The sequence below is a fragment of the Streptomyces sp. NPDC058221 genome (assembly GCF_042882365.1).
Taxonomy (GTDB): domain Bacteria; phylum Actinomycetota; class Actinomycetes; order Streptomycetales; family Streptomycetaceae; genus Streptomyces.
Genome location: NZ_JBHVWF010000061.1, coordinates 20,019 through 42,559, shown reverse-complemented (window position 1 = coordinate 42,559; position 22,541 = coordinate 20,019). Strand labels below are relative to the sequence as shown.

At 70.5% G+C, this 22,541-nt stretch carries 24 protein-coding genes; 13 read left to right on the top strand and 11 right to left on the bottom strand.

Features of this window, described 5'->3' with window-relative positions; genetic code table 11:
- Together ACFVW8_RS20570 and ACFVW8_RS20565 are read left to right on the top strand one after the other, a co-directional pair.
- The coding region (locus tag ACFVW8_RS20570) for an electron transfer flavoprotein subunit alpha/FixB family protein (RefSeq protein ID WP_389691960.1) at window positions 1–548 on the top strand (548 nt) is incomplete at its 5' end.
- A gap of 179 nt (window positions 549–727) precedes the next feature.
- Window positions 728–2,026, top strand: a complete 1,299-nt coding sequence (locus ACFVW8_RS20565) for a DUF6986 family protein (RefSeq protein WP_389691958.1) — start codon at window positions 728–730, stop codon at window positions 2,024–2,026.
- 30 nt (window positions 2,027–2,056) lie between these two features.
- Here the strand turns inward: ACFVW8_RS20565 and ACFVW8_RS20560 are convergent, their stop codons facing one another.
- Entirely contained in the window at window positions 2,057–3,085 is a 1,029-nt protein-coding gene (locus ACFVW8_RS20560) for a LacI family DNA-binding transcriptional regulator (protein ID WP_389691956.1), read from the bottom strand.
- 182 nt (window positions 3,086–3,267) lie between these two features.
- Between ACFVW8_RS20560 and ACFVW8_RS20555 the strand changes: the two genes are divergently transcribed.
- On the top strand, window positions 3,268–4,224 hold the full coding sequence (locus ACFVW8_RS20555; protein ID WP_389691955.1) for an ROK family protein: 957 nt from the start codon (window positions 3,268–3,270) through the stop codon (window positions 4,222–4,224).
- Between the two features lie 51 nt (window positions 4,225–4,275).
- Here ACFVW8_RS20555 and ACFVW8_RS20550 read toward each other — a convergent pair whose 3' ends face one another.
- Window positions 4,276–4,608: a nuclear transport factor 2 family protein gene (locus tag ACFVW8_RS20550; RefSeq protein ID WP_389691953.1), complete on the bottom strand. Its 333-nt coding sequence runs from the start codon at window positions 4,606–4,608 to the stop codon at window positions 4,276–4,278.
- A 105-nt stretch (window positions 4,609–4,713) separates the two neighbouring features.
- Window positions 4,714–6,762: an NPCBM/NEW2 domain-containing protein gene (locus ACFVW8_RS20545; RefSeq protein WP_389691951.1), complete on the bottom strand. Its 2,049-nt coding sequence runs from the start codon at window positions 6,760–6,762 to the stop codon at window positions 4,714–4,716.
- Window positions 6,763–7,025: 263 nt separating this feature from the next.
- Between ACFVW8_RS20545 and ACFVW8_RS20540 the strand changes: the two genes are divergently transcribed.
- The 4 genes from ACFVW8_RS20540 to ACFVW8_RS20525 all read left to right on the top strand — a co-directional run bounded on the left by ACFVW8_RS20540 (window position 7,026) and on the right by ACFVW8_RS20525 (window position 11,662).
- The gene (locus ACFVW8_RS20540) at window positions 7,026–8,315 is read left to right on the top strand and encodes an ABC transporter substrate-binding protein (RefSeq protein WP_389691949.1); all 1,290 of its coding nucleotides are present in this window, start codon (window positions 7,026–7,028) and stop codon (window positions 8,313–8,315) included.
- 16 nt (window positions 8,316–8,331) lie between these two features.
- Window positions 8,332–9,246 carry a carbohydrate ABC transporter permease gene (locus ACFVW8_RS20535; RefSeq protein WP_389691947.1) on the top strand — a complete coding sequence of 305 codons (915 nt, stop codon included), beginning with the start codon at window positions 8,332–8,334 and terminating at the stop codon, window positions 9,244–9,246.
- The gene (locus ACFVW8_RS20530; protein ID WP_389691945.1) at window positions 9,243–10,157 is read left to right on the top strand and encodes a carbohydrate ABC transporter permease; all 915 of its coding nucleotides are present in this window, start codon (window positions 9,243–9,245) and stop codon (window positions 10,155–10,157) included. The genes ACFVW8_RS20535 and ACFVW8_RS20530 overlap by 4 nt, the downstream gene beginning before the upstream one ends.
- 164 nt (window positions 10,158–10,321) lie before the next feature.
- Window positions 10,322–11,662 carry an FG-GAP repeat domain-containing protein gene (locus ACFVW8_RS20525; protein WP_389691943.1) on the top strand — a complete coding sequence of 447 codons (1,341 nt, stop codon included), beginning with the start codon at window positions 10,322–10,324 and terminating at the stop codon, window positions 11,660–11,662.
- 140 nt (window positions 11,663–11,802) lie between these two features.
- On the opposite strand, the gene ACFVW8_RS20520 is transcribed toward ACFVW8_RS20525, so the two are convergent.
- Entirely contained in the window at window positions 11,803–12,207 is a 405-nt protein-coding gene (locus tag ACFVW8_RS20520) for an NUDIX hydrolase (protein WP_389691942.1), read from the bottom strand.
- 206 nt (window positions 12,208–12,413) lie between these two features.
- On the opposite strand from ACFVW8_RS20520, the gene ACFVW8_RS20515 reads away from it, so the two are divergent.
- Both ACFVW8_RS20515 and ACFVW8_RS20510 read left to right on the top strand, forming a co-directional pair.
- Window positions 12,414–12,686 (top strand): hypothetical protein, encoded by a 273-nt coding sequence (locus ACFVW8_RS20515; protein ID WP_389691940.1) that lies wholly within the window; start codon window positions 12,414–12,416, stop codon window positions 12,684–12,686.
- Window positions 12,687–12,743: 57 nt separating this feature from the next.
- Window positions 12,744–13,175: a hypothetical protein gene (locus tag ACFVW8_RS20510; protein ID WP_389691938.1), complete on the top strand. Its 432-nt coding sequence runs from the start codon at window positions 12,744–12,746 to the stop codon at window positions 13,173–13,175.
- Window positions 13,176–13,214: 39 nt separating this feature from the next.
- Here ACFVW8_RS20510 and ACFVW8_RS20505 read toward each other — a convergent pair whose 3' ends face one another.
- Window positions 13,215–13,391 (bottom strand): hypothetical protein, encoded by a 177-nt coding sequence (locus tag ACFVW8_RS20505; protein WP_389691936.1) that lies wholly within the window; start codon window positions 13,389–13,391, stop codon window positions 13,215–13,217.
- A 208-nt stretch (window positions 13,392–13,599) separates the two neighbouring features.
- Between ACFVW8_RS20505 and ACFVW8_RS20500 the strand changes: the two genes are divergently transcribed.
- On the top strand, window positions 13,600–14,637 hold the full coding sequence (locus tag ACFVW8_RS20500; protein WP_389691934.1) for an NUDIX domain-containing protein: 1,038 nt from the start codon (window positions 13,600–13,602) through the stop codon (window positions 14,635–14,637).
- Here the strand turns inward: ACFVW8_RS20500 and ACFVW8_RS20495 are convergent.
- Both ACFVW8_RS20495 and ACFVW8_RS20490 read right to left on the bottom strand, forming a co-directional pair.
- Window positions 14,596–15,306, bottom strand: coding sequence for an MBL fold metallo-hydrolase (locus tag ACFVW8_RS20495; RefSeq protein ID WP_389691932.1), 711 nt, complete (start codon window positions 15,304–15,306; stop codon window positions 14,596–14,598). The genes ACFVW8_RS20500 and ACFVW8_RS20495 overlap by 42 nt on opposite strands.
- A 128-nt stretch (window positions 15,307–15,434) precedes the next feature.
- Complete coding sequence (locus tag ACFVW8_RS20490) at window positions 15,435–16,799, bottom strand: dipeptidase (protein WP_389691930.1); 1,365 nt, start codon at window positions 16,797–16,799, stop codon at window positions 15,435–15,437.
- Between the two features lie 183 nt (window positions 16,800–16,982).
- On the opposite strand from ACFVW8_RS20490, the gene ACFVW8_RS20485 reads away from it, so the two are divergent.
- The 3 genes from ACFVW8_RS20485 (at window position 16,983) to ACFVW8_RS20475 (ending at window position 20,426) form a co-directional block, all read left to right on the top strand.
- Window positions 16,983–18,200, top strand: a complete 1,218-nt coding sequence (locus tag ACFVW8_RS20485) for a geranylgeranyl reductase family protein (protein WP_389691928.1) — start codon at window positions 16,983–16,985, stop codon at window positions 18,198–18,200.
- Window positions 18,201–18,531: 331 nt separating this feature from the next.
- Entirely contained in the window at window positions 18,532–19,764 is a 1,233-nt protein-coding gene (locus ACFVW8_RS20480) for a sensor histidine kinase (protein WP_389691926.1), read from the top strand.
- Complete coding sequence (locus ACFVW8_RS20475) at window positions 19,761–20,426, top strand: response regulator (protein WP_389691924.1); 666 nt, start codon at window positions 19,761–19,763, stop codon at window positions 20,424–20,426. Before ACFVW8_RS20480 ends, ACFVW8_RS20475 begins: the two co-directional genes overlap by 4 nt.
- Here ACFVW8_RS20475 and ACFVW8_RS20470 read toward each other — a convergent pair.
- From ACFVW8_RS20470 to ACFVW8_RS20455, 4 genes are all read right to left on the bottom strand, one after another.
- Window positions 20,387–20,704 (bottom strand): DUF6332 family protein, encoded by a 318-nt coding sequence (locus ACFVW8_RS20470; protein WP_389691922.1) that lies wholly within the window; start codon window positions 20,702–20,704, stop codon window positions 20,387–20,389. The two genes, ACFVW8_RS20475 and ACFVW8_RS20470, sit on opposite strands and share 40 nt — an antisense overlap.
- An 81-nt stretch (window positions 20,705–20,785) precedes the next feature.
- A complete protein-coding gene (locus ACFVW8_RS20465) occupies window positions 20,786–21,292 on the bottom strand; it encodes an NUDIX hydrolase (protein ID WP_389691920.1) in 507 nt (168 codons plus the stop codon).
- 88 nt (window positions 21,293–21,380) lie between these two features.
- Entirely contained in the window at window positions 21,381–22,136 is a 756-nt protein-coding gene (locus ACFVW8_RS20460) for a maleylpyruvate isomerase family mycothiol-dependent enzyme (RefSeq protein WP_389691918.1), read from the bottom strand.
- Between the two features lie 20 nt (window positions 22,137–22,156).
- Complete coding sequence (locus tag ACFVW8_RS20455) at window positions 22,157–22,528, bottom strand: SCO4225 family membrane protein (protein ID WP_389691916.1); 372 nt, start codon at window positions 22,526–22,528, stop codon at window positions 22,157–22,159.
- Window positions 22,529–22,541: the final 13 nt, after the last annotated feature.

Sequence of the window (22,541 nt, the reverse complement as noted above, 5' to 3'; positions counted from 1 at the left end):
GGTCCCGTGTCTCCAGGGGTACTGCGGTCATCACGGTCAAGCCGAACTCGGTCGCTGTGGAGGCTTCCCCGGCCGCCGGTGCCGTCGAGGCCCTCGCGGTCTCCTTCTCCGCGACGGCCACCGGCACCAAGGTCCTCTCGCGTACCCCGCGTGAGTCGACCGGGCGTCCGGAGCTGACCGAGGCCGCGATCGTCGTCTCCGGCGGCCGTGGTGTCAACGGCGCGGAGAACTTCGCGGTCATCGAGGCGCTCGCGGACTCGCTCGGTGCGGCGGTCGGTGCCTCGCGGGCGGCGGTGGATGCGGGCTGGTATCCGCATTCCAACCAGGTCGGCCAGACGGGCAAGTCGGTCTCGCCGCAGCTGTACATCGCCTCGGGTATCTCGGGTGCGATCCAGCACCGGGCGGGGATGCAGACGTCGAAGACGATCGTCGCGATCAACAAGGACGCCGAGGCCCCGATCTTCGACCTCGTCGACTACGGCGTCGTGGGTGACCTCTTCAACGTGGTACCGCAGCTGACCGACGAGGTCACCACCCGCAAGGGCTGACCCACAGCACAGCGCAACGCAGCACGAGATCCAACGGCCCGGGGCCGCACGGTGAACACACCGCGCGGCCCCGCACCGTTTCCGATCACCATTGACGCAGGTGCGGCAGCCTTATAACTTCACTATACGGATTGTTGATTCCGGGAAGCGGAAACAGTGAGAGCGTGGAGGGTGCGGAAATGGGTCAGCAGGAGAAGGTGGCGAGGAGCCTCGCCGGTGCGGTCAGCGACGGGATCAGTGCTTCCCTCACGGGAGTGGACGCCGAACTCGCCCGCCGCTACCCCGGCGACCCCGGAACCCGTCAGCCCGTCCACACGGTCTACGTGCCGGGCGACGCCTTCACAGCGGACACCATCCGATCCTGGGGCGACCAGGCGCTGAAGGCTCTCGACGAGCACGCGCCCGACGCGTCCTCCCTCGCCGCCGTCCTCGGCATCCCGGACGACCTCGCCGGGCCCGTCCACGACCGGGTGCGCGCCAAGCTGGAGCGCGAGCCGATCGAAGACCTGCGTGTCGACTTCGAGGACGGCTACGGCCCCCGCTCCGACGCCGAGGAGGACGAGACGGCGGCCCGCGCTGCGCGGCTGATCTCCGACGCGTACAAGAACGGCACGGCAGCCCCGTACATGGGCATCCGGATGAAATGCATGGAAGCGGCGGTACGTGACCGTGGCATCCGCACCACGGACGTCTTCCTCACCGCCCTGATGGAGGCCGGCGGGCTCCCGGACGGGCTGGTGCTCACGCTGCCGAAGGTGACGTACCCGGAACAGGTCGCCGCCTTCGTCCAGCTTCTCGAAGCGTTCGAGAAGGCGCACTCGCTGCCTTCGGGGCGGCTCGGCTTCGAGATCCAGATCGAGACCAGTCAGTCGATCGTCGCCGCCGACGGCACCGCGGCCGTCGCCCGGATGATCGATGCCGCGCAGGGGCGTGCGACCGGTCTGCACTACGGAACGTTCGACTACAGCGCCTGTGTCGGCGTCAGCGCCGCCTACCAGGCGAGCGACCACCCGGCGGCCGACCACGCCAAGGCCGTCATGCAGGTGGCCGCGGCCGGCACCGGTGTCCGCGTCTCCGACGGCTCGACCAATGTGCTGCCTGTCGGCCCGACCCCGCAGGTCCACGAGGCCTGGCGGCTGCACTACGGCCTCACGCGGCGCGCTCTGGCCCGTGCCTACTACCAGGGCTGGGACATGCACCCCGGTCATCTGCCGACCCGGTACGCGGCCGTCTACACCTTCTACCGCGAGGGTCTGGAGCAGGCCGCGGCCCGGCTCGCCGCGTACGTGGCCAAGGCCGGCGGCGACGTGATGGACGAACCCGCCACCGCCAAGGCGCTGAGCGGCTACCTGCTGCGCGGCATCGACTGCGGCGCCCTGGACACCGCGGAGGTGGCCCGGCTGACCGGGCTGACCCGCGCGGACCTCGACGGGTTCGCCTCACCGCGGCGCGGCGGGCTGACGGTCACGGCGCCGTAGCCGGTACGGTCCGCCCGCGCGACTTCCGGCTCAGCGCGGGCGGAGTTCGCCCGAACCACGGGCAATGAGCCTCGTGGGGAGCTCCACCCGCACCGGGGCGTGGTCGGCGCCGTCGAGGCGGCGGAAGAGATGTTCGGCCGCGGTGCGGCCCACGGTCGCGGCGTCCTGGGAGACGACGGTGATACCGAGCAGATCGGCGAGCTCGATGTCATCGAAACCGACCAGAGCGACCGGGTGCTCCCGGTCGGCCAGGACACGCACCGCGGTCACCGTCACGCGGTTGTTGCCGGAGAAGAGCGCGGTGACCGGCTCCGGGCCGGAGAGCATGGTCTCGGCCGCCCGGCGGACCCGGTCGGGGTCCGTGGAGCCGAGGGAGACCCAGGAGTCCTGCACCGTTATCCCTGCGTCCGTCATGGCGGTGTGATAGCCGCGCAACCGCTCGGTGGCCGTGTGGATGCGGGGCTGGTCACCGATGAACCCGATCCGGCGATGTCCGTGCGCGATCAGATGCGCGACGCCGTGACGGGCACCGCCGAAGCTGTCCGAGAGCACCATGTCGGCATCGATCCGGCCCGCCGGCCGGTCCACGAAGACGGTCGCGATGCCGGCCTTTATCTCCTGCTCCAGATAGCGGTGGTCGTCGCCGGCCGGAATCACGATGAGACCGTCGACCCGGCGCGCGCACAGCGCGAGCACGAGCTCCTGCTCACGCTCCGGATCCTCGGCGCTCGAACCGTTGATGAGCAGGGCGCCGTGCGCGCGGGCGACCTCCTCCACCGCGCGGCTCAGCGGCCCGTAGAAGGGGTCGGCGAGATCCTCCAGGACGAGCCCGATGGAAGCGGTGCGGCCCTTGCGCAGCACCCGCGCGCTGTCGTTGCGGCGGAAGCCCAGCGCGTCGATGGCCTCCTGCACCCGGCGCTCGGTGTCGGGCGTGACCCCGGGCTCGCTGTTGACCACGCGCGATACCGTCTTGAGCCCCACTCCGGCACGCGCGGCCACATCCTTCATGGTCGGCCGGTTGCCGTAACGGGGCTCGGGGTGACGGGTGGTCTCGGCCACGGTGCGCTGTCCTGTCGTCGGGTGCGGGCGTTCCGGCGGGGCCACGGAGGGTACCGCGTGGGGCGCCGGAGGCTGTGGCCTTGAGCATAGGCCCTGGACAACGTTGTCAGCTGAATGGAGACTATGCAGACTATTCAATGAAGTCGCAGGTCCCGCCCCCTCACCATCCGGAGCCCACACCGATGCATACCGACCTCGTAGCCGCGCTGGACATCGGCGGCACCAAGATCGCCGGCGCGTTGGTGGACAGCAGCGGCACGCTCCTCGTACGCGCGCAGCGGCCCACGCCCGCCCGGGAGAGCGGAGAGACGGTGATGGGAGCGGTCGGTGACGTGCTCGCCGAGCTGACCGCCTCGCCGTTGTGGGGGCGGGCATCGGCCGTCGGCATCGGCAGCGCGGGCCCGGTTGATGCCGCCTCCGGGACGGTCAGCCCCGTCAACGTTCCCGGCTGGCGTGACTTCCCGCTGGTGGAGCGGGTCAGCAGGGCGGCCGGCGGGCTGCCGGTCGAACTGGTCGGTGACGGGGTCGCGATGACCGCGGCCGAGCACTGGCTGGGCGCGGCCCGCGGCTACGACAACGCGCTGTGCATGGTCGTGTCGACCGGCGTCGGCGGCGGGCTCGTCCTCGGTGGCACCCTCCGTCCCGGCCCGAGCGGCAACGCCGGCCACATCGGGCACATCAGTGTCGATCTGGACGGCGATCCGTGCCCGTGCGGTTCGCGCGGCTGCGTCGAGCGCATCGCCAGCGGACCCAACATCGCCCGCAGGGCCCTGGAGGGCGGCTGGCGGCCTGGCCCGGACGGCGACACGTCAGCCGCGGCGGTCGCGACCGCCGCGAGGGTGGGAGACCCGGTCGCGGTGGCCTCCTTCGAGCGCGCCGCGCAGGCGCTGGCCGCGGGCATCGCCGCGACGGCCACCCTGGTCGAGATCGACATCGCGGTGATCGGCGGGGGAGTGGCCGGTGCGGGCGACGTCCTGTTCGCCCCGCTGCGCAGCGCCCTGCGCCGCTACGCCACGCTCTCGTTCGTCCAGCAGCTGACCGTGGCGCCCGCGGTCATGGGCAACGACGCCGGGCTGGTGGGTGCGGCGGCCGCGGCGTTCACCACGCGTGCGTCAGCGGACGGGGTCGTCCCGGTCTGAAGCGGGTTGCGGAAGCCTGTGGGTGGGCGGGCCGGACTTCCGGGTCCCGGGCTACGCCTCGGGGGCCTGCCCGGTCTCGAAACGGGAGGTCCTCCCGCCCTCGACGGTGAACCGCCAGGCCGTCCGCATCGCCCCCCAGGTGTCGTTGCTGTACATGACGACGAGCGCCCGCCCGCCGTCGGTCTCCGACTCGACCGCCATACGGCCGTTCGCGGAGAAGATCTCCCGCTCGGTCCACTCCCGCAGATCGCGGGCGGTGCCGTCGTCGGACATCGTGGCGCCAGGGGTGAGAGCGTCGAAGAAGGCCTGTTGGTCGTTGGCGTTGACGGCGCTCACGAAGGCGCGCACGGCGGGTTCACTGAGCTGCTCTGCGGAAAGGGTCATGGTCCTACCCGTACACCGACCGGGCCGGCCCGGTCGGGCGACCCGACGCGTGCGAACCGGCGGAGTCGGTGGATCCACCGGTTCGCACGAAGCGCTCGGACGGGTTCAGCAGGTGATCCGGAGGTCACCCCAGTCCGCGTGGTCGGAGTCGTCGCCGTCGCCGCCGTCGGTGACCACCAGGCGGACGACCTGCGCACCGGTCACATCCGCCGATACGGGCTGTGCCGGCATCGCGTTGGTCAGTACCCCGGTCGAGGCCGCCTTCGTGCCGTCCGCCCAGACCTCGAAGGCCACGCTGCCCTTGGTGCCCTTCTCGTCGTCCACGCCGACCCGGGCCGTCACGGTGCCGCACGCGCGGCCCGCGTAGTACTCGATGGTGCTGGCAGCGTGCACGCCCAGCCCCTTCGCGTACACCTCCCCGCCTACGGTGAGCGGATTCCCGTCGCCGGCCGCGCTCTCACCGTTGCTGGTGTCCTTTTCCACCGGTCCGTAGCCGTTGGAGGCGGAGAGCTGCGGCAGATCGCTCAGATAGCCGCCACCGGCCGGTGGCGGCACCACCACGTGGGCCTGGAAGGGCACGGAGGTCCGCACCCGCTTCCCGGCGGGTGAGCGGTACTGCGCCGTGAGCGTCAGGTCGTACGTGCCGGTGGCCGTGCCGGTCGGGGCCGTCACCCGCCAGCGCGTGGTCAGTGCCCGTCCGGTGGACAGGGCCGGGGCGGTCGTCGCCGAGCCGGCCCCGATCTGCCAGCCCGACGGCCCGGTGAGGGCCGCCGAGACCTTCAGGGCGGGCGTACGGCCGAGGTCGGTGACCGTGGTCGTCAGCGCGGACGTATGTCCGGCCTCGACCAACGGGCTTCCCTGCAGGCCCAGTTCGGCGGCCGGTGGATGCGACGACCATGCCTTGTCGGCGGCGACGCGCAGCAGTACGGTCCCGTGCGCGGGAACGGTCGCCGAGATGTCGCCGGCCGTGTTGTAGTCCTTGTGTTCCCACAGATCACGCATGGTGTAGGCGGCGGCCTGCGGCAGTCCCACCGCGACGGCCGTCGTCGAGATCCGCTGTGCGCTCCCGGTCTCGTTGAACAGCGCCACCGCCCGGCTGCCGTCCTGCATCTCCTTGGCGACGACCCAGTGTCCCTCGTCGGACGAGAGCACGCTTCCCTGCTTGCCCAGCGGGTCCTGGTCGACAGCGATGACCTCGTGGTTGGAGAGGATGTCGAACGTCTCCGGCGTCGCCGTGCGCAGATCGGAGCCGATGAGCAGCGGGGCGGCCATCACCGACCACATGGAGAAATGGGTGCGGTACTCCGTGTCCGTCATCCCGCCGTTGCCGACCTCCAGCATGTCGGGGTCGTTCCAGTTCCCCGGTCCGGCGGCTGCGGCGAGCGGAAGATTCTGCTTCATGATCGACAGCATGCTGCTCCAGCTGTCGTTGATGTCGCCCGTCGTGCGCCAGAGGTTGCCGAGCTCCCCGGCCCATTCCCAGGGCTTGTTCTCGCCCCATTCGCAGATGCTGTAGACGATGGGCCGGCCGGTGGCGGCCAGTGCGTCCCGCATCGTCGTATAGCGCTCCTTCGCGTCGACGCCCTGGTTGTTGCAGTTGTCGTACTTGAGGTAGTCGACGCCCCAGTCGGCGAACTGCTGCGCATCGCTGTACTCGTGGCCGAGCGCGCCGGGAAGCCCGACGCTGTCGCAGGTCTTGGTGCCGGCACTGGTGTAAATGCCGAGCTTGAGACCCTTCGAGTGGACGTAATCCGCGACGGCCTTGATGCCGTTCGGGAATCGCACCGGATCGGCCTCCAGCTTGCCGTCCGCATTCCGCTGCGGCACGGCCCAGCAGTCGTCCAGATTGACGAACTGATAGCCCGCGTCCTTGAGGCCCTTCTCGACGAAGATATCCGCGATGCCCTTGACCATCGACTCGTTGAACTCCGCCCGGCAATGCGTCGAGTTCCAGTTGTTGAACCCCATCGGGGGTGTGAGGGCGAGACCGTTGCCGGCCCTCGCGCCGGAAGCGGATGCCGGGGAGGGTGCGGGGGCCGGGGAATCCGCCGTGGCGGGAAAGGCGACCCCGGCCGCACACAGCAGGCCCGCGGTCAGCGCTCCGATGACTCTCCGGCGGCCTGTTCGTGTTGTACGGGTTGGAAGATGACGCATCGTTACGTTCCTCCGGACTCGTGCGGAATCAGGTGACGGCATGTGCACGCCAAGACGAGCGATTACGTTAGAGCGTGTTGAAGTCTGTTGGAAGGGGGGTGGTGCCGGTTGTTCGGTATCTCGTCAAAACCCTTGACTGGACCCCTGGTTGGGGGTGAGATCCAAGCGCACGTTCGGTTGTGTTGGGTTGCCTTCCGGAGGAGGGGGTCATGGCGCGCTCGTACGACAGGTCAGATGTGCCCGGCAGTGTCGCAGGACATCGGATGTCCCGGCGAAGTCTGTTGCGTGGCGCGGCAGTCGGTGCCGGAGCGGTTACGCTCCCCGCACTGCTCACCGCGTGCGGTGGCGGCCCCGGCGGGGACGGCAAGACGATCACGCTGGGTTCGAATTCGTCCGACCCCGTTCCGAAGAAGGCGTTCGCCGAGGCCTTCAGTGCCTACGCGGCACAGTCCGACGGCCGGAAGGTCAAGGTCAACACCGTTGACCACAACACCTTTCAGGAGAACATCAACCGGTATCTCCAGGGCAAGCCGGACGACGTCTTCATGTGGTTCGCCGGAAACCGTATGCAGTTCTTCGCCGAGAAGGGCCTGTTGCACGACATCAGCGACAACTGGCAGGACTACAAGGGCTTCTCCGCAGCTCTGAAGGCCCAGTCCTCCGGCGCCGACGGCAAGCAGTACCTCACTCCGTACTACTACTATCCGTGGGCCGTCTTCCACCGTAAGAGCCTGTTCACCGAGCGCGGCTACCGGGCGCCGAAGACGCTGGACGAGTACGTGGCACTCGCCAAGCAGATGAAGAAGGACAAGCTGGACCCCATCGCGTTCTGCGACAAGGACGGCTGGCCCGCCATGGGCACCTTCGACTACATCAACATGCGCACTAACGGATACGAATTCCACAAGAGCCTGATGGCCGGCGAGGAAGCCTGGACGGACAAGCGGGTCAGGGAGGTCTTCGACACCTGGCGGCGGCTGCTTCCCTACTGCCAGCAGGGCGCCAACGGCCGTACCTGGCAGGAGGCGGCGACCAGCCTCCAGAAGCGCGACGCCGGAATGGCGGTCTTCGGCCTGCCGCATCCCGGGGCCCAGTTCCCCAAGGCCGAACAGGGCGACCTGGACTTCTTCCCGTTCCCCGTCATCAATCCCGAACACGGCCAGGACGCCGTGGAGGCGCCCATCGACGGGTTCCTGCTGGCGAAGAAGTCCAAGAACCTCAAGAACAAGAAGTCTCTGGAGAGCGCCAAGGACCTGCTCAAGTGGCTCGCCACCGGCAAGGCCGAGGACATCTACCTGAAGAGCGACCCGAACAACATCGCGGTCAGCGACCAGGCGGACACCACCCAGTACTCCGACCTGCAGAAGAAGTCGGTCGAGCTGATCTCCGGGGCGAAGCAGATCTCCCAGTTCATGGACCGCGACACCCGTCCGGACTTCGCCTCCACGGTCATGATCCCGGCGATCCAGAAGTTCATCAGCAGTCCGAACGATGTGGACGGCCTGGTCAACGACATCGAACGGCAGAAGAAGAGCATCTTCGCCTCGGACTGAACCTGGAGTACCGACCGTGTCGTTCATCTCGGGGCGGCGCACCGGGCAGCGGGGTACGCGGCGGTTCACCCGCCGCGACCTCGCCGTGCTCGGTGTGCTGCTCGGCATACCAGTCCTGCTCGACCTCGCCATCGTCTGGGGACCGACGCTCGCCTCGGTGGTCCTCTCCTTCACCAGCTGGGACGGCATCGGCGACATCAAGTGGATCGGTACGCGCAACTACGCGAACCTGTTCACCAACTACCCGCAGTTCTGGCCGGCCGCCCGGCACAACCTGCTGTGGCTCGGCTTCCTCGGCCTGGTCGCCGCACCGTTCGGGCTGCTGCTTGCCGTACTCATCGACAAGGGCGTGCGCTTCAGCCGCTTCTACCAGTCGACCCTGTACATGCCCGTCGTGCTGTCCCTCGCCGTGGTGGGCTTCATCGCCCAGCTGATCTTCTCCCGCGACCAGGGCGCCCTCAACGCGATCGTCGGCGACACCCGCACACCGACCGACTGGCTGGGCGATCCCGACCTCAACATCTGGATGGTCCTGCTGGCCGCCGCATGGCGGCACACCGGCTATGTGATGATCCTCTACCTCGCCGGGCTCAAGGCCGTCGACCCCTCACTGAAGGAAGCGGCGGCGATCGACGGGGCGAGCGAGACCCAGACCTTCTTCCGCATCGTCTTCCCGACACTCCGGCCGGTCAACGTCATCGTCGGGGTCATCACCGTCATCGAGTCGCTGCGCGCCTTCGACATCGTGTACGCGGTCAACCACGGCCGCAACGGCCTCGAACTGCTCTCGGTGCTCGTCACCGACAACATCATCGGAGAGGCCAGCCGGATCGGATTCGGCTCCGCCATCGCCGTCGTCCTGCTCGTCGTCTCCCTGGGATTCGTCGTGACGTACCTGGTGCAGGAGCTCCGAGGGGAGAAGGACCGATGACCACCGAAGCCACCGCCGTCCGGCCGGCACCACCGGTCCCGGCCACCACCCGCCGAAGGCTCCGTCCCGGCCGCCTCGGCGTGCACGCCTTTCTGATGACGGTGTCGCTCGCCTTCCTCGCACCGCTCGTCCTCGCCGTGTACGCATCACTGCGCCCGTACGACGAGACGTCCGAGCACGGCTACTTCTCGCTGCCGCGCCATCTCTCGCTGGACTACTACCGGCAGGCGTTCACCGACTCCGGCATGACGAAGTACTTCGTCAACACCATGATCATCGCGGTTCCGGGGGTGCTCGTCACCCTCTTCCTCGCCTCGTTCGTGGCCTTCGCGCTGGCCCGGCTGAGGATGCGCGGCGGGCTCGTCCTGCTGATGCTCTTCACCGCAGGGAACCTGCTCCCGCAACAGGTGATCGTCACCCCGCTGTACGTCGTCTTCAACCGCATCCCGCTGCCGTACTGGATGTCCGACTCGATGACGATGTTCGACTCGTACTGGGCCGTCGTCCTCGTTCAGATCGGCTTCCAGCTCGGGTTCTGCGTCTTCGTGCTGGCCAACTTCATGCGTACCCTGCCGCAGGAGATCCTGGAGGCGGCCGTCGTGGACGGAGCGGGCGTCTGGACCCAGTTCTGGCGGATCACCCTGCCCCTGTGCCGCCCCGCGCTCGCCGCGCTCGGCACGCTCCAGTTCACCTGGATGTACAACGACTTCCTCTGGGCCCTGGTCTTCATCTCCGACGGCGACAAACTCCCGGTCACCTCGGCCCTCAACAATCTGCGAGGTCAGTTCTTCACCGACTACAACCTGCTCGCCGCCGGCTCGGTGATCGTGGCGCTTCCGACGCTCATCGTCTTCCTGCTGCTGCAACGGCACTTCATCGCGGGGCTCACGCTGGGGTCGAGCAAGGGCTGAGGACTGGGGGCGGGGCCGAGGGGCCGAGATCGGGCAGAGGCAGCGCGGCCCGACCACTTGGGGCGTCACGCTGCCCGAAGGGGGCAGGGCCGTGGTGCATCACCCCCGTAACAAAGTGGCCTGATTCCTTGTCCGGGCCGCGGCCACTCCCGTGAAGTGGGCTGATGCACTTTCCGAAAGCAGGCGGTCTGTCCTTCCGGCACCTGCGCATGTGGCACGCCGTGTCGGCCTCCCTCATCGTGGTGGCGGCGGTGGCGTTCCTCATCCTCCTCCCGTCCGACAGGGTGCGCTCGGTGCCCAACAGTCCCTGCAGACCAGCCGATTCAGCACGCAACGACACGCCCGTGACCCCCGACCTCGACGGGGACGGCCTTGTCGATCTGGTGTACGAGAACGCCGACACGGAGAACTTCGATGTGGTCGTCGTGCCCGGCTCCGAGCAGGGTCCGGACCAGGACCGTACGACCGTCCTCACGCGCCACGACCTCGGTGTGCCTGACCACATCCAGACGAGCGACGAGCCGTGGCAGCCCACGATCGCCGACCTGGACGAGGACGGCCACGCCGATCTCGTCGTCAGCGCCGCCGCCAGTGTCCTGTGGGGAGGCCCCAAGGGCCCGCAGGCCGGCGGACCGCACGGGCGCGTCCGACTGCCGGGCAGCGGGTACCACACCGCGCCGGTCGCCGGTGACTTCGACGGGGACGGCCACACCGATCTCGCGGTCTTCAGGGACTCGAACGAGGAGCGGGAACTGGTCGTCCTCAAGGGACCGTTCAAGCGGTCCGGCGCCCCCGCCCGGATCGTGGAGATTCCCAGCCCGGTCCACGAGGGCGCGACACCCGTACTGGTCGCCGGGGACGCGAACGACGACCGCGCCACCGATCTCGCGCTCTACGACTCCCCGTGGGATCCGCCCCTGTTGTTCACCGGTGGTGCCCGCACCGCCGGCGGCCTGAGCAAGGACCCCGAGCGGCTGCCGGAGGGCGAGAACGTCGTCTTCGGCGACTTCGACGGCGACGGGCGCCAGGACGTCGCCGTCGGACGGAGCTTCGTCGACAGCTACGACGAGGAGGAAACACCCCACCGGCGCGGCCGGGTCAGCGTCCGCTACGGGACGGAGCCGGGGAAGTGGGTCACCATGGACGGCGGCGACTTCAAGGAGGGCTTCGGCACCGGGCTCGCCGCCGGGGACCTCAACGGCGATGGCTGCGACGACCTGGCCGTACAGCTCACCAAGAAGAAGGAGACGGGGGACGCGCGGATCGAGGTGTTGCGGGGCGGCTCCGAGCACGGGCTCGGGTCGAAGCCCTGGCGCGCCACCGAGCGCTCAGTGCCGGGTGACGACGGCCCCGTCGACGGCACACTCTTCGCCGTCCACGACTGGGACGGTGACGGCCATGCGGAAATGGCCCTACTCGGCGGGGACCGATGGTGGATCACCGACGGCACGGACCGCGACGAGGTGTCCTTCCCGGTCGCCCCCAGCACGGGTCAAGGTTCGTAGCGCGTGCGTGTTGTTCCGGGGTCCCGTCTGTGAGCTGATCCGCCGGGCAGTCCCTGGTCGCGCAGCGTACATTTCAGGACGGCCGGGCCGCCGGCGGAGGGCTTTCCGCAGCTCCGACGCGAGAAGCCGGCGGCTTCGGCTCAGTGCAGGAGTGCGCCGTCCAAGTACTCCTGCACCGGGTCGAACAGTCCGTACGGGACGTACTCGCCGATCTCCCCGTGCGCGACCCAGGCCACGGCGTCGAGCTCGTCGTCGGCGGCCCGCGCCTCGCCGGACACGGCCTCGCAAGCGGTGTAGCTCATGGGCCGGCCCGTTTCCGGGTGGGCACGCTCAGCGAGCAGGCGGACCGCCCGCACGGCCAGGCCCGTCTCCTGCGCCGTCTCCCGTACGGCCGCGTCCGCCGGGCTCTCGCCGTCCGCTACGGCGCCCGCAGGGAACTGCCACATGAGCTCGCCCCCGGGAAGGCGTCGGCGCACCATGAGCACACGCCCGCCATGGACGACGATCGCGACAGAGACGCCGGGCGTGGCCACGGTGCCGGTCATGCTGCCTCCAGGGTTCCGGGGCGGGAGAACGGAGGCTGATGCTGCCAGCAGGAAGGGGGCGGATGAGGGCGGCGCGCGGGTCGGGCGGCATCCGCGCTCTCGTTGTCTTCCCGGTCCACCGCCGCGTGGGCGGCTGCCGAGGCCATTGGAGTCACACCGGCCCCTTGACCGAGGAAGTTGTCAGTGGTCGGTGCGATCCTGCTGCTATGGACGAGATCATGCGGCGACGCGTGTACGGCGCCGATCACGACGACCCCGACCCCGACCCCGGGCCCCGGCCGGGGCGTGTCTACCGGGAGCTGGTGGGCGGCCCGCTCGACGGGCTGCTGCTGGACGTGACCGGATGGACGGAGGTCGCCCTCGCGGACGGCTCCGCCCTGGTCACCGAGATCGGCTCGTACGGGGCCGGCGGCAGGGCCGAGTACGGGCCCAGGGCGGACCAGCCGTACAAGTGGGACTGGCGGGGCGACACCCCCTGAGCGCGGGCGCGTTCTATTCTGTCGCGGGCCCGCCGGTCACGGGGCTAGCATCCCCGGATGGCGCGCAGCAGGAGGAAGTCCCGACGGCTCGTCGTGGACGGTGTCACGTTCCTGTGGCGGGTGAGCCACCGGCACGCCCGCGGCGGTGTCCCGCCCGGGCTTTGCCAGGAGACCCTCGCGGTCCGCCCGCTCATCGGCCGGGGGCGGCTGGAGATCGCCTTCCGGCAGGGGCCGGGCCGGGCGGTGCCCGACGGCTTCTTTCTGCACTTCGGCGAGGTGGGCATGGCCGAGGGCGGGTACCTCAACCTCAACGAGCCGGGCACCGTCCGCGCACTGCTCGACGAGGCCCTGTCCCATGGCTGGTGTGCCGACGCGCCCACGGTTCACGTCATGGACGGCTGGGAGCTCTTCGACGCCGTGTCCGTCCGTCGGAACGGGGTTGCGCCGGGGCCGCAGCCGGAGCAGGACACCACCGGCGGGCCGGGCTGAGTGCAGGCGCCGGCCGCTCGCCCGGACGTGCGGCCCGGCTCAGCGGCCCCGGTCCGAGGACTGCTGCGGCACGACCACCAGGAACGCGTCCCGTTCCAGATCCATCACCACCTCCGCCGCGACCCCCTCGCCGCGGCGGGCCGCCGCGAACTCCTCGGCCGGCCAGCTGCCCCGCGGGCCTCCTGCGGGGAACTGCTCAAGCACGGTGCGACGCACGGTCCACCCCCTGTCGTTCCTTCTGCTGTCCGCTCCAACGACGTCCGGCCCGTCCCCGTTACGGCTCCCGAACGCCGCCTCTCCCGTGCCCGTGGACGCCCGCGACGGCCGTCCGCGGTTGCGTTCCTGCAACGCCCGTCGCCTCAAACGGGTTTTCGCGGCAGGGTGTTGCGGGCAAGCCACAGGGGGCTACGGAAGAGGGGGAACCGTGATCGTCTGGATCAACGGTGCGTTCAGCGCGGGCAAGACCAGCGCCGCGCGCGAACTGATCGATCTGATCCCGAACAGCACCTTCTACGACCCGGAACTGACCGGCGCGGGGCTGCGGTACCTACTGCCGCAGAAGAAGCTCGCCGAGGTGACCGACTTCCAGGACCTGTCGATCTGGCGGCGTCTGGTGGTGGACACCGCGGCGGCGTTGCTCGCCGAGGTCGGTGGGGTACTGGTGGTGCCGATGACGCTGCTGCGACAGGAGTATCGCGACGAGATCTTCGGAGGGCTCGCCTCCCGGCGTATTCCGGTGCGCCATGTGCTGCTCTCACCTGAGGAAACGATCCTGCGCCAAAGGATCGCCGACCGAGTGGAATTCGCCGACGATCCCGAGCACAGCGAACGCGTCCGTCAGTGGGCGTACGAGCACATCGGCCCCTACCGCTCGGCGCTCGACTGGATCACCGGGGACGCCCACACCATCGACAACAGCGTCCTCACCCCGCACGAGACGGCCGAACTCATCGCCGAGGCCCTGCACACGGGGGCGGCACCGGCCTGCGAGATCGTGCAGACACCCGACCCGACCGCGGAGACCGTCGCTGCCGGGGTGCTGCTGTTCGACGAGTCCGGCCGGGTCCTGCTCGTCGACCCCACCTACAAACCCGGCTGGGAGTTCCCCGGCGGGGTGGTGGAGTCCGGCGAGGCCCCGGCACAGGCCGGGATCAGGGAGGTCGCCGAGGAGATAGGGATACAGCTCGAACAGGTGCCGAAACTGCTCGTCATCGACTGGGAGGCGCCCGAGCCGCCCGGATTCGGTGGCCTGCGGCTGCTCTTCGACGGCGGCCTGCTGCCCGGCCGGGACGCCGAACGGCTGCTGCTGCCCGGATCCGAACTGCGCGGCTGGCGGTTCGTCACCGAGGCCGAGGCCGCCGACATGCTGCCGCCCACCCGCTACGAACGGCTGCGCTGGGCGCTGCGCGCCCGCGAACAGTCAGCCGTGCTCAATCTGGAGGCCGGCATCCCGGTCGGCTGAGGCGTGCAGCACCGCGGCGGCGCCGATCGTGACGGGATCACCGTGTCCGAAGCAGACCGTGGCCGGTTCCAGCGCCGCAAGCCGCTGGAACGAGGCCACGGCCTGCTCACGGTCGATGTTGAAGACGCCCAGCATCACCTGCCCCACGCCGGCCACGCAGTCCCCGGTGAACAGCACCCCGTGCGCGGGAAGATGGATACCGATGGAACCCGGGGTGTGGCCGGGTGAGTGGACGACCCGCGCACCGCCGCCGAAGGGGATCACCGATCCGTGGGAGAGCTCGCGGTCGACCCGGGTCGGCGGTGCCGCGGGCACGGTCAGCGCGTGCTCCCACAGCGGGCGTTCCCAGTCGAGCAGCACCGGGTCGGCGATCTCCTCCTCGCCCCGGATGACCGGCGTGTCGAGCCGGTGCGCCAGAATCTCGGCGCCGTGGCGGTCGGCCAGCTCCTGGGCGGCGCCGTAGTGGTCGCGATGGCCGTGCGTGAGGACGATCCGGGCGATGCGGGCGGGGTCAAGACCGAGACCGCGTACCGCGTTCTCGATATCGGACGCGGCTTCGATGTCGCCCGCGTCGATCAGGGTCAGCTCCTCCGCGTCGCGCCAGAGATACGCCTGACCGATCGGGAAGCGGAACATGTGCAGCCGGGGAAGTACTTCGACGAGATCCATGCGACGAACGTAGGCAGCGGGCGACGTCCGTCACACGGGTCTACGCTCTGGGCGTGCTTCGCTCAACGCGTAGCCGGTGCGGGCCGGAACCGGCCCGCACCGGACCGACAGAGTGGGGACGGGCGCGCTCAGCCCTGCGTGGAGGCTGCGTAGTTCTGCAGGAACAGCGCCACCGTCACCGACATCCGCTCCAGCTCATCGGGCGACACGCTCTCGTTCACCGCGTGGATCTGCGCCTCGGGCTCACTCAGCCCGACCAGCAGGATCTCCGCCTCCGGGTACAGCCCGGCGAGTGTGTTGCAGAGCGGGATCGAGCCGCCCATGCCGGAGGACTGCATCTCCTCGCCGGGGTACGCGGCACGCATGGCATCCGCCATCGAGGTGTACGCCGGGCTGGTGACGTCGGCGCGGAACGGCTGCCCCTGGCCCACCTGCTCGACCGCGACCCGGGCGCCCCACGGCGTGTGCGACTCCAGATGCGCGGTGAGCAGCCTCGTCGCTTCGTCGGCATCGGCACCCGGCGGCACCCGCAGGCTGATCTGGGCCCGGGCGCTCGCCTGCACCGACGGCGTCGCACCGACGACCGGCGGGCAGTCGATGCCGATCACCGTCACGGCCGGCCGCGCCCAGATCCGGTCCGCCACTGTGCCCGTGCCGATCAGTCCGACGCCGTCGAGCACCTTCGCGTCCGCGCGGAACTCCGCCTCGGGGTACTGCAGACCCGCCCACGCCGCACCGTTGGTGAGACCGTCGACCGTCGTCGTACCGTCCTCGGCACGCAGCGAGGCGAGCAGCTGGATCATCGCGGCCAGCGCGTCGGGCGCGGCGCCGCCGAACTGCCCCGAGTGAAGGTTCCCTTCGAGGGTGTCCAGCTGCACCCGCAGCATCGTCATCCCGCGCAGCGTCGAGGTCACCGTGGGCAGACCGGCCCGGAAATTGCCGGTGTCGCCGATGACGACGCTGTCGGCGGCGAGCAGCTCCGGGTGGGCCTCGGCGTACTGCTCCAGGCCTCCGGTGCCCTGCTCCTCCGAGCCTTCGACGATCACCTTGACGGAGACCGGTATCCCGCCGTTCGCCCTGAGGGCGCGCAGCGCGAGGAGATGCATGACCAGTCCGCCCTTGCAGTCGGCCGTGCCCCGGCCGAACCAGCGGCCGTCCCGTTCCGTCAGCTCGAACGGCGGGGAGAGCCAGGCGGACTCGTCGAGCGGCGGCTGCACGTCGTAGTGGGCGTAGAGCAGCACGGTGGGTGCTCCGGCCGGTCCGGGCAGGAAGCCGTAGACGGACCGGCTGCCGTCCGGGGTGTCGAGGAGGGCGACGTCCTGGAAGTCCTCGGCGCGCAGCGCCTCGGCGACCCACTCGGCAGCGGCGTCGCACTCGCTCCTCGGGTACACAGCGGGGTCCGCCACCGACTGGAAGGCCACCAGCTCGGTGAGCTCCGCCTTGGCGCGGGGCATCAGTGAGGCGATGGTCCCGGAAATCGGATGGGCGGTCATGGGCACGCTCCTAGCAGGTGCGACGTTATCTGTACGAATCCGTGTACTTGAACACCGCGAATGCGGCGTTGCGGTCACGACGGAGGCATGGCCGATCCTCCCACAGCAGGGGTTGGCCGGAACGCGCCGTAGGATGCCGTGAGCAGCTTGGGCCACTGGTCGGATCGGGAGCAGAAGCACATCGTGAGCAGCGAGAACGCAGACGCCGGACATGAGCACGAAGACTCGTCCGTGTGGGACGTCGTCGTAGTCGGCGCCGGACCGGCGGGAGCCTCCGCGGCATACGCGGCGGCGGTCGCCGGCCGTCGGGTGCTGCTGCTGGAGAAGGCGGAACTGCCCCGTTACAAAACGTGCGGCGGCGGCATCATCGGGTATTCGCGTGATTCGCTGCCACCCGGATTCGAACTCCCCCTGCGGGACCGGATCCACGCGGTCACGTTCTCGCTGAACGGCAGACTGGCGCGGACCCGCCGCTCCAGGCGGATGCTCTTCGGGCTGATCAACCGCCCCGAGTTTGACGCGGGCCTGGTCGAGGAGGCGCAGAAGGCGGGTGCCGAACTGCGTACCGGAGCGACGGTGTCCCGGGTGGAGCAGCACGGTGCCGCGGTGCCGGACCGGCGCACGGTCGCGGTCGTGCTCGCCGGCGGCGAGACCGTCCTGGCCCGCGCGGTGGTGGGCGCGGACGGCAGTGCCGGGCGGATAGGAGCCCACGTCGGGGTGAAGCTCGACCAGGTGGACCTCGGCCTGGAGGCGGAGATCCCCGTTCCGCAGACGGTCGCGGACGACTGGGCCGGCCGGGTGCTGATCGACTGGGGCCCGATGCCGGGCAGTTACGGCTGGGTCTTTCCCAAGGGCGACACCCTGACGGTCGGCGTGATCTCGGCGCGCGGCGACGGCGGCGGAACGAAGCGGTACCTGGAGGACTTCGTCGCGCGGCTCGGTCTGGCCGGCTTCGAACCGAAGATCTCCTCGGGCCATCTGACCCGCTGCCGCAGCGACGACTCGCCACTGTCCCGCGGCCGGGTGCTCGTGTGCGGTGACGCGGCCGGCCTGCTGGAGCCGTGGACCCGCGAGGGCATCTCGTTCGCGCTGCGTTCGGGGCGGCTCGCCGGTGAGTGGGCGGTCCGTGTCGCGGAGTCGCACGACGCGGTGGACGCCCGCCGCCAGGCGCTCAACTACGCCTTCGCCATCAAGGCCGGACTCGGTGTCGAGATGAGCGTGGGACGGCGCATGCTCAAGCTCTTCGAGCGCCGCCCGGGTCTGCTGCACGCGGTGCTCACCGGATTCCGCCCTGCCTGGAACGCGTTCGCGGGCATCACCCGCGGGACGACCTCGCTGGCCGAGCTGGTCCGTTCGCATCCGATGGCGCAGCGGGCCCTGTCCGCGATGGACCGCAGGTAGTCGCAGCGGTCGTGGGCCGGGCCGGCCGGGGCGGGGGAGCGGCCGCAGCGGTGAGCGCGCGGCCCACGCGCAGCCCGCGGGTTGCCCCGGACCGCGACACCCGGCGTCCCCGTCCCTCCCCGTTCGCCGTACTCCACAGGGAGTACGGGTGATCACCACGCCCGGCGGACGCCCGCGCGGTGGTGCGCGGTCTAGCGTGGCCGGCATGGAAGAGCAGCGCTCACAGGCAAGCGGTGGCCCCCCTGATGGACAGGGCGGACCGCCGCGGCGACGGCCGTGGGCGCGCGTGCAACCGGACAGCAGGACGACGGGACCCCGCGGCTCGGGGAGGATGTGGAGCCAGGACGGTCCGCCGCGCTGGCTCACCGGGGTGCGGGGGCGGTCCGCAGCCCGGCTGCCCTGGGCGTCGACCCTGCTGCTCGGCGTGGTCGTCATGGCCGGGTCGGCCATCGCGGCCCGCGGCCAGGTCGGCGACAAGGCCCCGCTGGACCTCTTCGCCCGGCTCCTCCTCCTCGTCGCCGTGGCGGTGCTGCTGCTGCGCCACCGCCACCCCGTGGTCGCCGTCTTCGTGAGCTCGGCCGCGGCGATGGTCTACCTCGGTGCCGGCTACCCGTACGGGCCGGTCTTCCTGGCCGTCGCCGTGGGCTGCTTCAGTGCCGTCGTCGCCGGACACCGCCGGGCCGCGTGGTCGGCGGTCGGGATGGTGTGGGTGGGCCATCTCCTGGTGGCCCACTGGCTCTACCGCTGGCTGCCGCCTTCCGGCGACGCGGCCCCGCCCTGGGGGCAGGAGGTGGGGGTGGCCGCCTGGGTGGTGGCCATCGTCGCCGCCTCGGAGTTCGTCCGTGTGCGACGCGAACAGTGGGCCGCCCAGCGGATGGAACGGGCGGCCGCGGAGAGGCGCCGGGCCGACGAGGAACGCCTGCGGATGGCCCGCGAGCTCCACGACGTCCTGGCGCACAGCATCTCCGTCATCAATGTCCAGGCCGGTGTCGGCCTCGCTCTGCTCGACTCCGACCCGGAACAGGCCCGTACGGCCCTCACCACCATCAAGTCCGCCAGCAAGGAGGCGCTCGGCGAGGTGAGGCAGGTCCTGGACACGTTGCGTACCCCCGGGGACGCGCCCAGGGCGCCGGCGCCCGGACTCGACCGGCTGCCCGAACTGGTGGAGCAGGCCGCGAGCACCGGACTGACCGTCACGGTCACCGCGGACGGCGAGCGCCGCGCCGTGCCGCCCGGCGCGGACCTGGCCGCCTTCCGGATCGTGCAGGAGGCACTGACCAACGTCGTGCGGCACTCCGGTTCGCGCACCGCGCAGGTCGCGATCGGTTACGAGCCGGGACGCATCCGGCTCCGGATCGACGACGAGGGCCCCGCCACCGGCACGGACGCCGGGGGCAGCGGCAACGGACTGGCCGGCATGCGGGAGCGGGCCGCGGCGCTGGGTGGCACGATCGAGGCGGGTACCCGTCCCGACGGCGGCTTCCGGGTACGTGCCGAACTTCCGCTGCCCGCCGATGGAAGCGACACAGCCGGCGGGACGCCGCACCAGAAGGAGACACCGTGATTCGCGTACTGCTCGCCGACGACCAGCTGCTGGTCCGGGCGGGGTTCCGGGCCCTCCTTGACGCCCAGCCGGACATCGAGGTGGCGGGAGAGGCCGCCGACGGCGGGGAAGCCGTCCGGCTCGTGCGCGAACTGCGGCCGGACACCGTGCTGATGGACATCCGGATGCCGCACCTCGACGGCCTCGCCGCGACCCGGGCCATCACCGAGGACCCCGCACTGAACGCGGTGAAGGTGGTCATGCTCACCACCTTCGAACTCGACGAGTACGTCTTCGAGGCGATCCGCTCCGGAGCCTCCGGCTTTCTGGTCAAGGACACCGAACCGGAGGAGCTGCTACGGGCCGTCCGGGCGGTGGTAGCGGGTGACGCACTGCTGTCCCCGGGCGTCACCCGCCGGCTCATCGCCGAATTCGCCGCCCGCTCCAAGGAACCCGCGGCGGCCACGGGCCTGAACGAACTGACCGAACGGGAACGGGAGGTGATGGCCCTGGTCGGCATAGGGCTGTCCAACGAGGAGATCGCCCGCCGGCTCGTCGTCAGCCCGCTCACGGCCAAGACCCACGTCAGCCGCACCATGGTGAAACTCGGTGCCCGGGACCGGGCCCAGCTGGTGGTGCTCGCCTACGAGTCGGGGCTCGTACGCCCCGGCTGGCTGGGCTGATCCGGCCGTGGCGGACCGCCCGGCCCGCCGATCCCGGCCATGGCGTCGCGACGGCCGAACCGCCACAGCACGTCGACGACACGCCCCAGAAAGACCAGGACGGCGACAGCGGCCGCGACGACGAACATCACGGACCGCGCACCGTCGTGCGGTACCAGGAGCGTCGTGGGGACACGGACCGCGAGGAACGCACCGGCGGCCATCACAGCGCCGGTCAGCACGGCGAATCCGATCTCGACGGTCATGGCGTCCCGATCGGCCTGGCTGCGGTCTCCCATGTCCGAAGTGTCACAGGCACGGTGACCGGCGGGCAACCCCCGTCGTGCGCAGGCGCGGCGCAGCAGTGCGGTTCCGGAAGGTCAGTGGTGCCAGGGCAGCCGGACCGGCTCGGCGGGGACACGTCCGGCGACGAGTTCGGCGGCCAGCTCCGCGAGACCGATGGGAATGATGACGTCGGTGCCGGCGGCGAGTTCATCCACCGTCCACCAGCGGTGCCCGGCGTGGTGGGCACGCTCGTACTCCTCCTGCCCGCTGATGTCGACGTGGTGGGACGTCACCCTGTGGTGGAAGAAGTTGTCCTGGAACATGCCCTCGGCCCAGTGGAGGGCCGCATAGCCGGAGGTCTCCGCGATCTTCGGCCCGAGAGCCACCGCATCGACGGACAGCCCCGTCTCCTCCAGCAGTTCCCGGGCTGCGGCCTCGGCCAGACTCTCGTCACCCTTCACGCCACCGCCGGGCGTCCACCAGCTGTGGCCGGCCGCGGGGTCGTCCGGATCGGCATGGGACTTCAGCAGGAGCACCCGGTCCGTGTCGTCGACCAGTACCACACGGGCGGAACGGCGGCGATAGTTCTCCGGTTCAGACATCCCGGCAGGGTAGCCAAGAAGCCACGCGGGCGCCGCCGAATTATCGCCGCCCATGGCACGCTCCGCCGTCCTCCGCCGAAGGGGCCGCTCAGGACCAGGTGACCGCGGAGTTCTCGCGCCACAGCCGGGCGAGGTCCGGGTCGCCGGTCACGGCGAGGGCGGTGAGCGGCAGCCTGTTCCAGAGCGAGAGGTAGAGGTCCTGGGCCGGGGCGCTCAACTCGCAGTCCACTGCCGTGTCCATGGGCGCCCCGGTCTCGCGCACCGCCCGCGGGGGCTCCGCCGAGAGCCGCACGGTCCACACCATGCCGGTGTCCGTGGCTCGTACCCGCAGCGTGCGCGGCTCCTCGGTGCGCACCCTGCTCCTCGGACGGGTGTGGAATCCGAGGAGCAGCTCTTCGACACCGTCCACCGCGTGAGCCGCTGCCACGGGGGACAGCGCCCCGCCGCGCGCGGACTCGGCGTCGACCCGGTGGACCGTGGTCTCGTGGGCCTGCCGCCTCGCCCAGAAGGCGAGCGGCGACGGCGCGGCGAGGAAGGTCCAGCACTCCACGTCCGGCGGGGCGCCCTCCAGGGCGGCCACCAGCCGGTGGTGTCCGTCCCGGAACCGGTCGAGGAGTCCGGGGCCGTCCAGGCCGGGCTCCCCGGTGTCGGGGACGTACGAGGTGTGCCCCTCGGTCACGAAGGCAGCCGCCCAGGTGTGGACCATCGCGGTGTGCCGGAGCAGATCCCGCACCTGCCACCCCGGGCACGTCGGGACCGGCGCCCCGGTGCCGGCCTCCTGGGCCGCCTTCGCCAGCAACCGGCCCTCGACGGCCAGTGAGTTGATGTGCTCAGCGATCTCCATGACACGGATTGTGCCAGGGGTCAGGTGCCCTGGGGGTGCGCGGAACGCGTCCGGCCGGCACCGCCGCGCAGTAGGCGTACGAACCAGCCGAGGGCGAACGACTGCACCAGCACGGACACCACGAGCGCCAGATACACGAACCAGTCGGGCCCGGGTGCGTCGGCGCCCCACACCGAACCGCCCGCCAGGAAGGCGAACACGGTCGGTGCCGCGAGGAAGAAGAGCCAGACACCGGCGAACGAGGCGTCCTCGTGGGCGACGAACAGTGTGTCCACGGCGACGAACACGGCGGTGGCCGCCACCACCCCCAGATAGATCCGTGAGGCGGTGTTGCCGAAGGTCAGACGTGCGACGGCGCGAAGGTGCGCGCTGTTCATGACCGGTGTGTTCATCGTGTGCTCCCCG

Excerpts from the sequence above, each read along its gene's own strand:
- ACFVW8_RS20565 (WP_389691958.1), top strand. The coding sequence starts at position 728 with ATGGGTCAGCAGGAGAAGGTGGCGAGGAGCCTCGCCGGTGCGGTCAGC.
- ACFVW8_RS20555 (WP_389691955.1), top strand. The coding sequence starts at position 3,268 with ATGCATACCGACCTCGTAGCCGCGCTGGACATCGGCGGCACCAAGATC.
- ACFVW8_RS20550 (WP_389691953.1), bottom strand. The coding sequence starts at position 4,608 with ATGACCCTTTCCGCAGAGCAGCTCAGTGAACCCGCCGTGCGCGCCTTC.
- ACFVW8_RS20545 (WP_389691951.1), bottom strand. The coding sequence starts at position 6,762 with ATGCGTCATCTTCCAACCCGTACAACACGAACAGGCCGCCGGAGAGTC.
- ACFVW8_RS20540 (WP_389691949.1), top strand. The coding sequence starts at position 7,026 with ATGTCCCGGCGAAGTCTGTTGCGTGGCGCGGCAGTCGGTGCCGGAGCG.
- ACFVW8_RS20530 (WP_389691945.1), top strand. The coding sequence starts at position 9,243 with ATGACCACCGAAGCCACCGCCGTCCGGCCGGCACCACCGGTCCCGGCC.
- ACFVW8_RS20525 (WP_389691943.1), top strand. The coding sequence starts at position 10,322 with ATGCACTTTCCGAAAGCAGGCGGTCTGTCCTTCCGGCACCTGCGCATG.
- ACFVW8_RS20520 (WP_389691942.1), bottom strand. The coding sequence starts at position 12,207 with ATGACCGGCACCGTGGCCACGCCCGGCGTCTCTGTCGCGATCGTCGTC.
- ACFVW8_RS20515 (WP_389691940.1), top strand. The coding sequence starts at position 12,414 with ATGGACGAGATCATGCGGCGACGCGTGTACGGCGCCGATCACGACGAC.
- ACFVW8_RS20510 (WP_389691938.1), top strand. The coding sequence starts at position 12,744 with ATGGCGCGCAGCAGGAGGAAGTCCCGACGGCTCGTCGTGGACGGTGTC.
- ACFVW8_RS20495 (WP_389691932.1), bottom strand. The coding sequence starts at position 15,306 with ATGGATCTCGTCGAAGTACTTCCCCGGCTGCACATGTTCCGCTTCCCG.
- ACFVW8_RS20490 (WP_389691930.1), bottom strand. The coding sequence starts at position 16,799 with ATGACCGCCCATCCGATTTCCGGGACCATCGCCTCACTGATGCCCCGC.
- ACFVW8_RS20480 (WP_389691926.1), top strand. The coding sequence starts at position 18,532 with ATGTGGAGCCAGGACGGTCCGCCGCGCTGGCTCACCGGGGTGCGGGGG.
- ACFVW8_RS20470 (WP_389691922.1), bottom strand. The coding sequence starts at position 20,704 with ATGGGAGACCGCAGCCAGGCCGATCGGGACGCCATGACCGTCGAGATC.
- ACFVW8_RS20465 (WP_389691920.1), bottom strand. The coding sequence starts at position 21,292 with ATGTCTGAACCGGAGAACTATCGCCGCCGTTCCGCCCGTGTGGTACTG.
- ACFVW8_RS20460 (WP_389691918.1), bottom strand. The coding sequence starts at position 22,136 with ATGGAGATCGCTGAGCACATCAACTCACTGGCCGTCGAGGGCCGGTTG.
- ACFVW8_RS20455 (WP_389691916.1), bottom strand. The coding sequence starts at position 22,528 with ATGAACACACCGGTCATGAACAGCGCGCACCTTCGCGCCGTCGCACGT.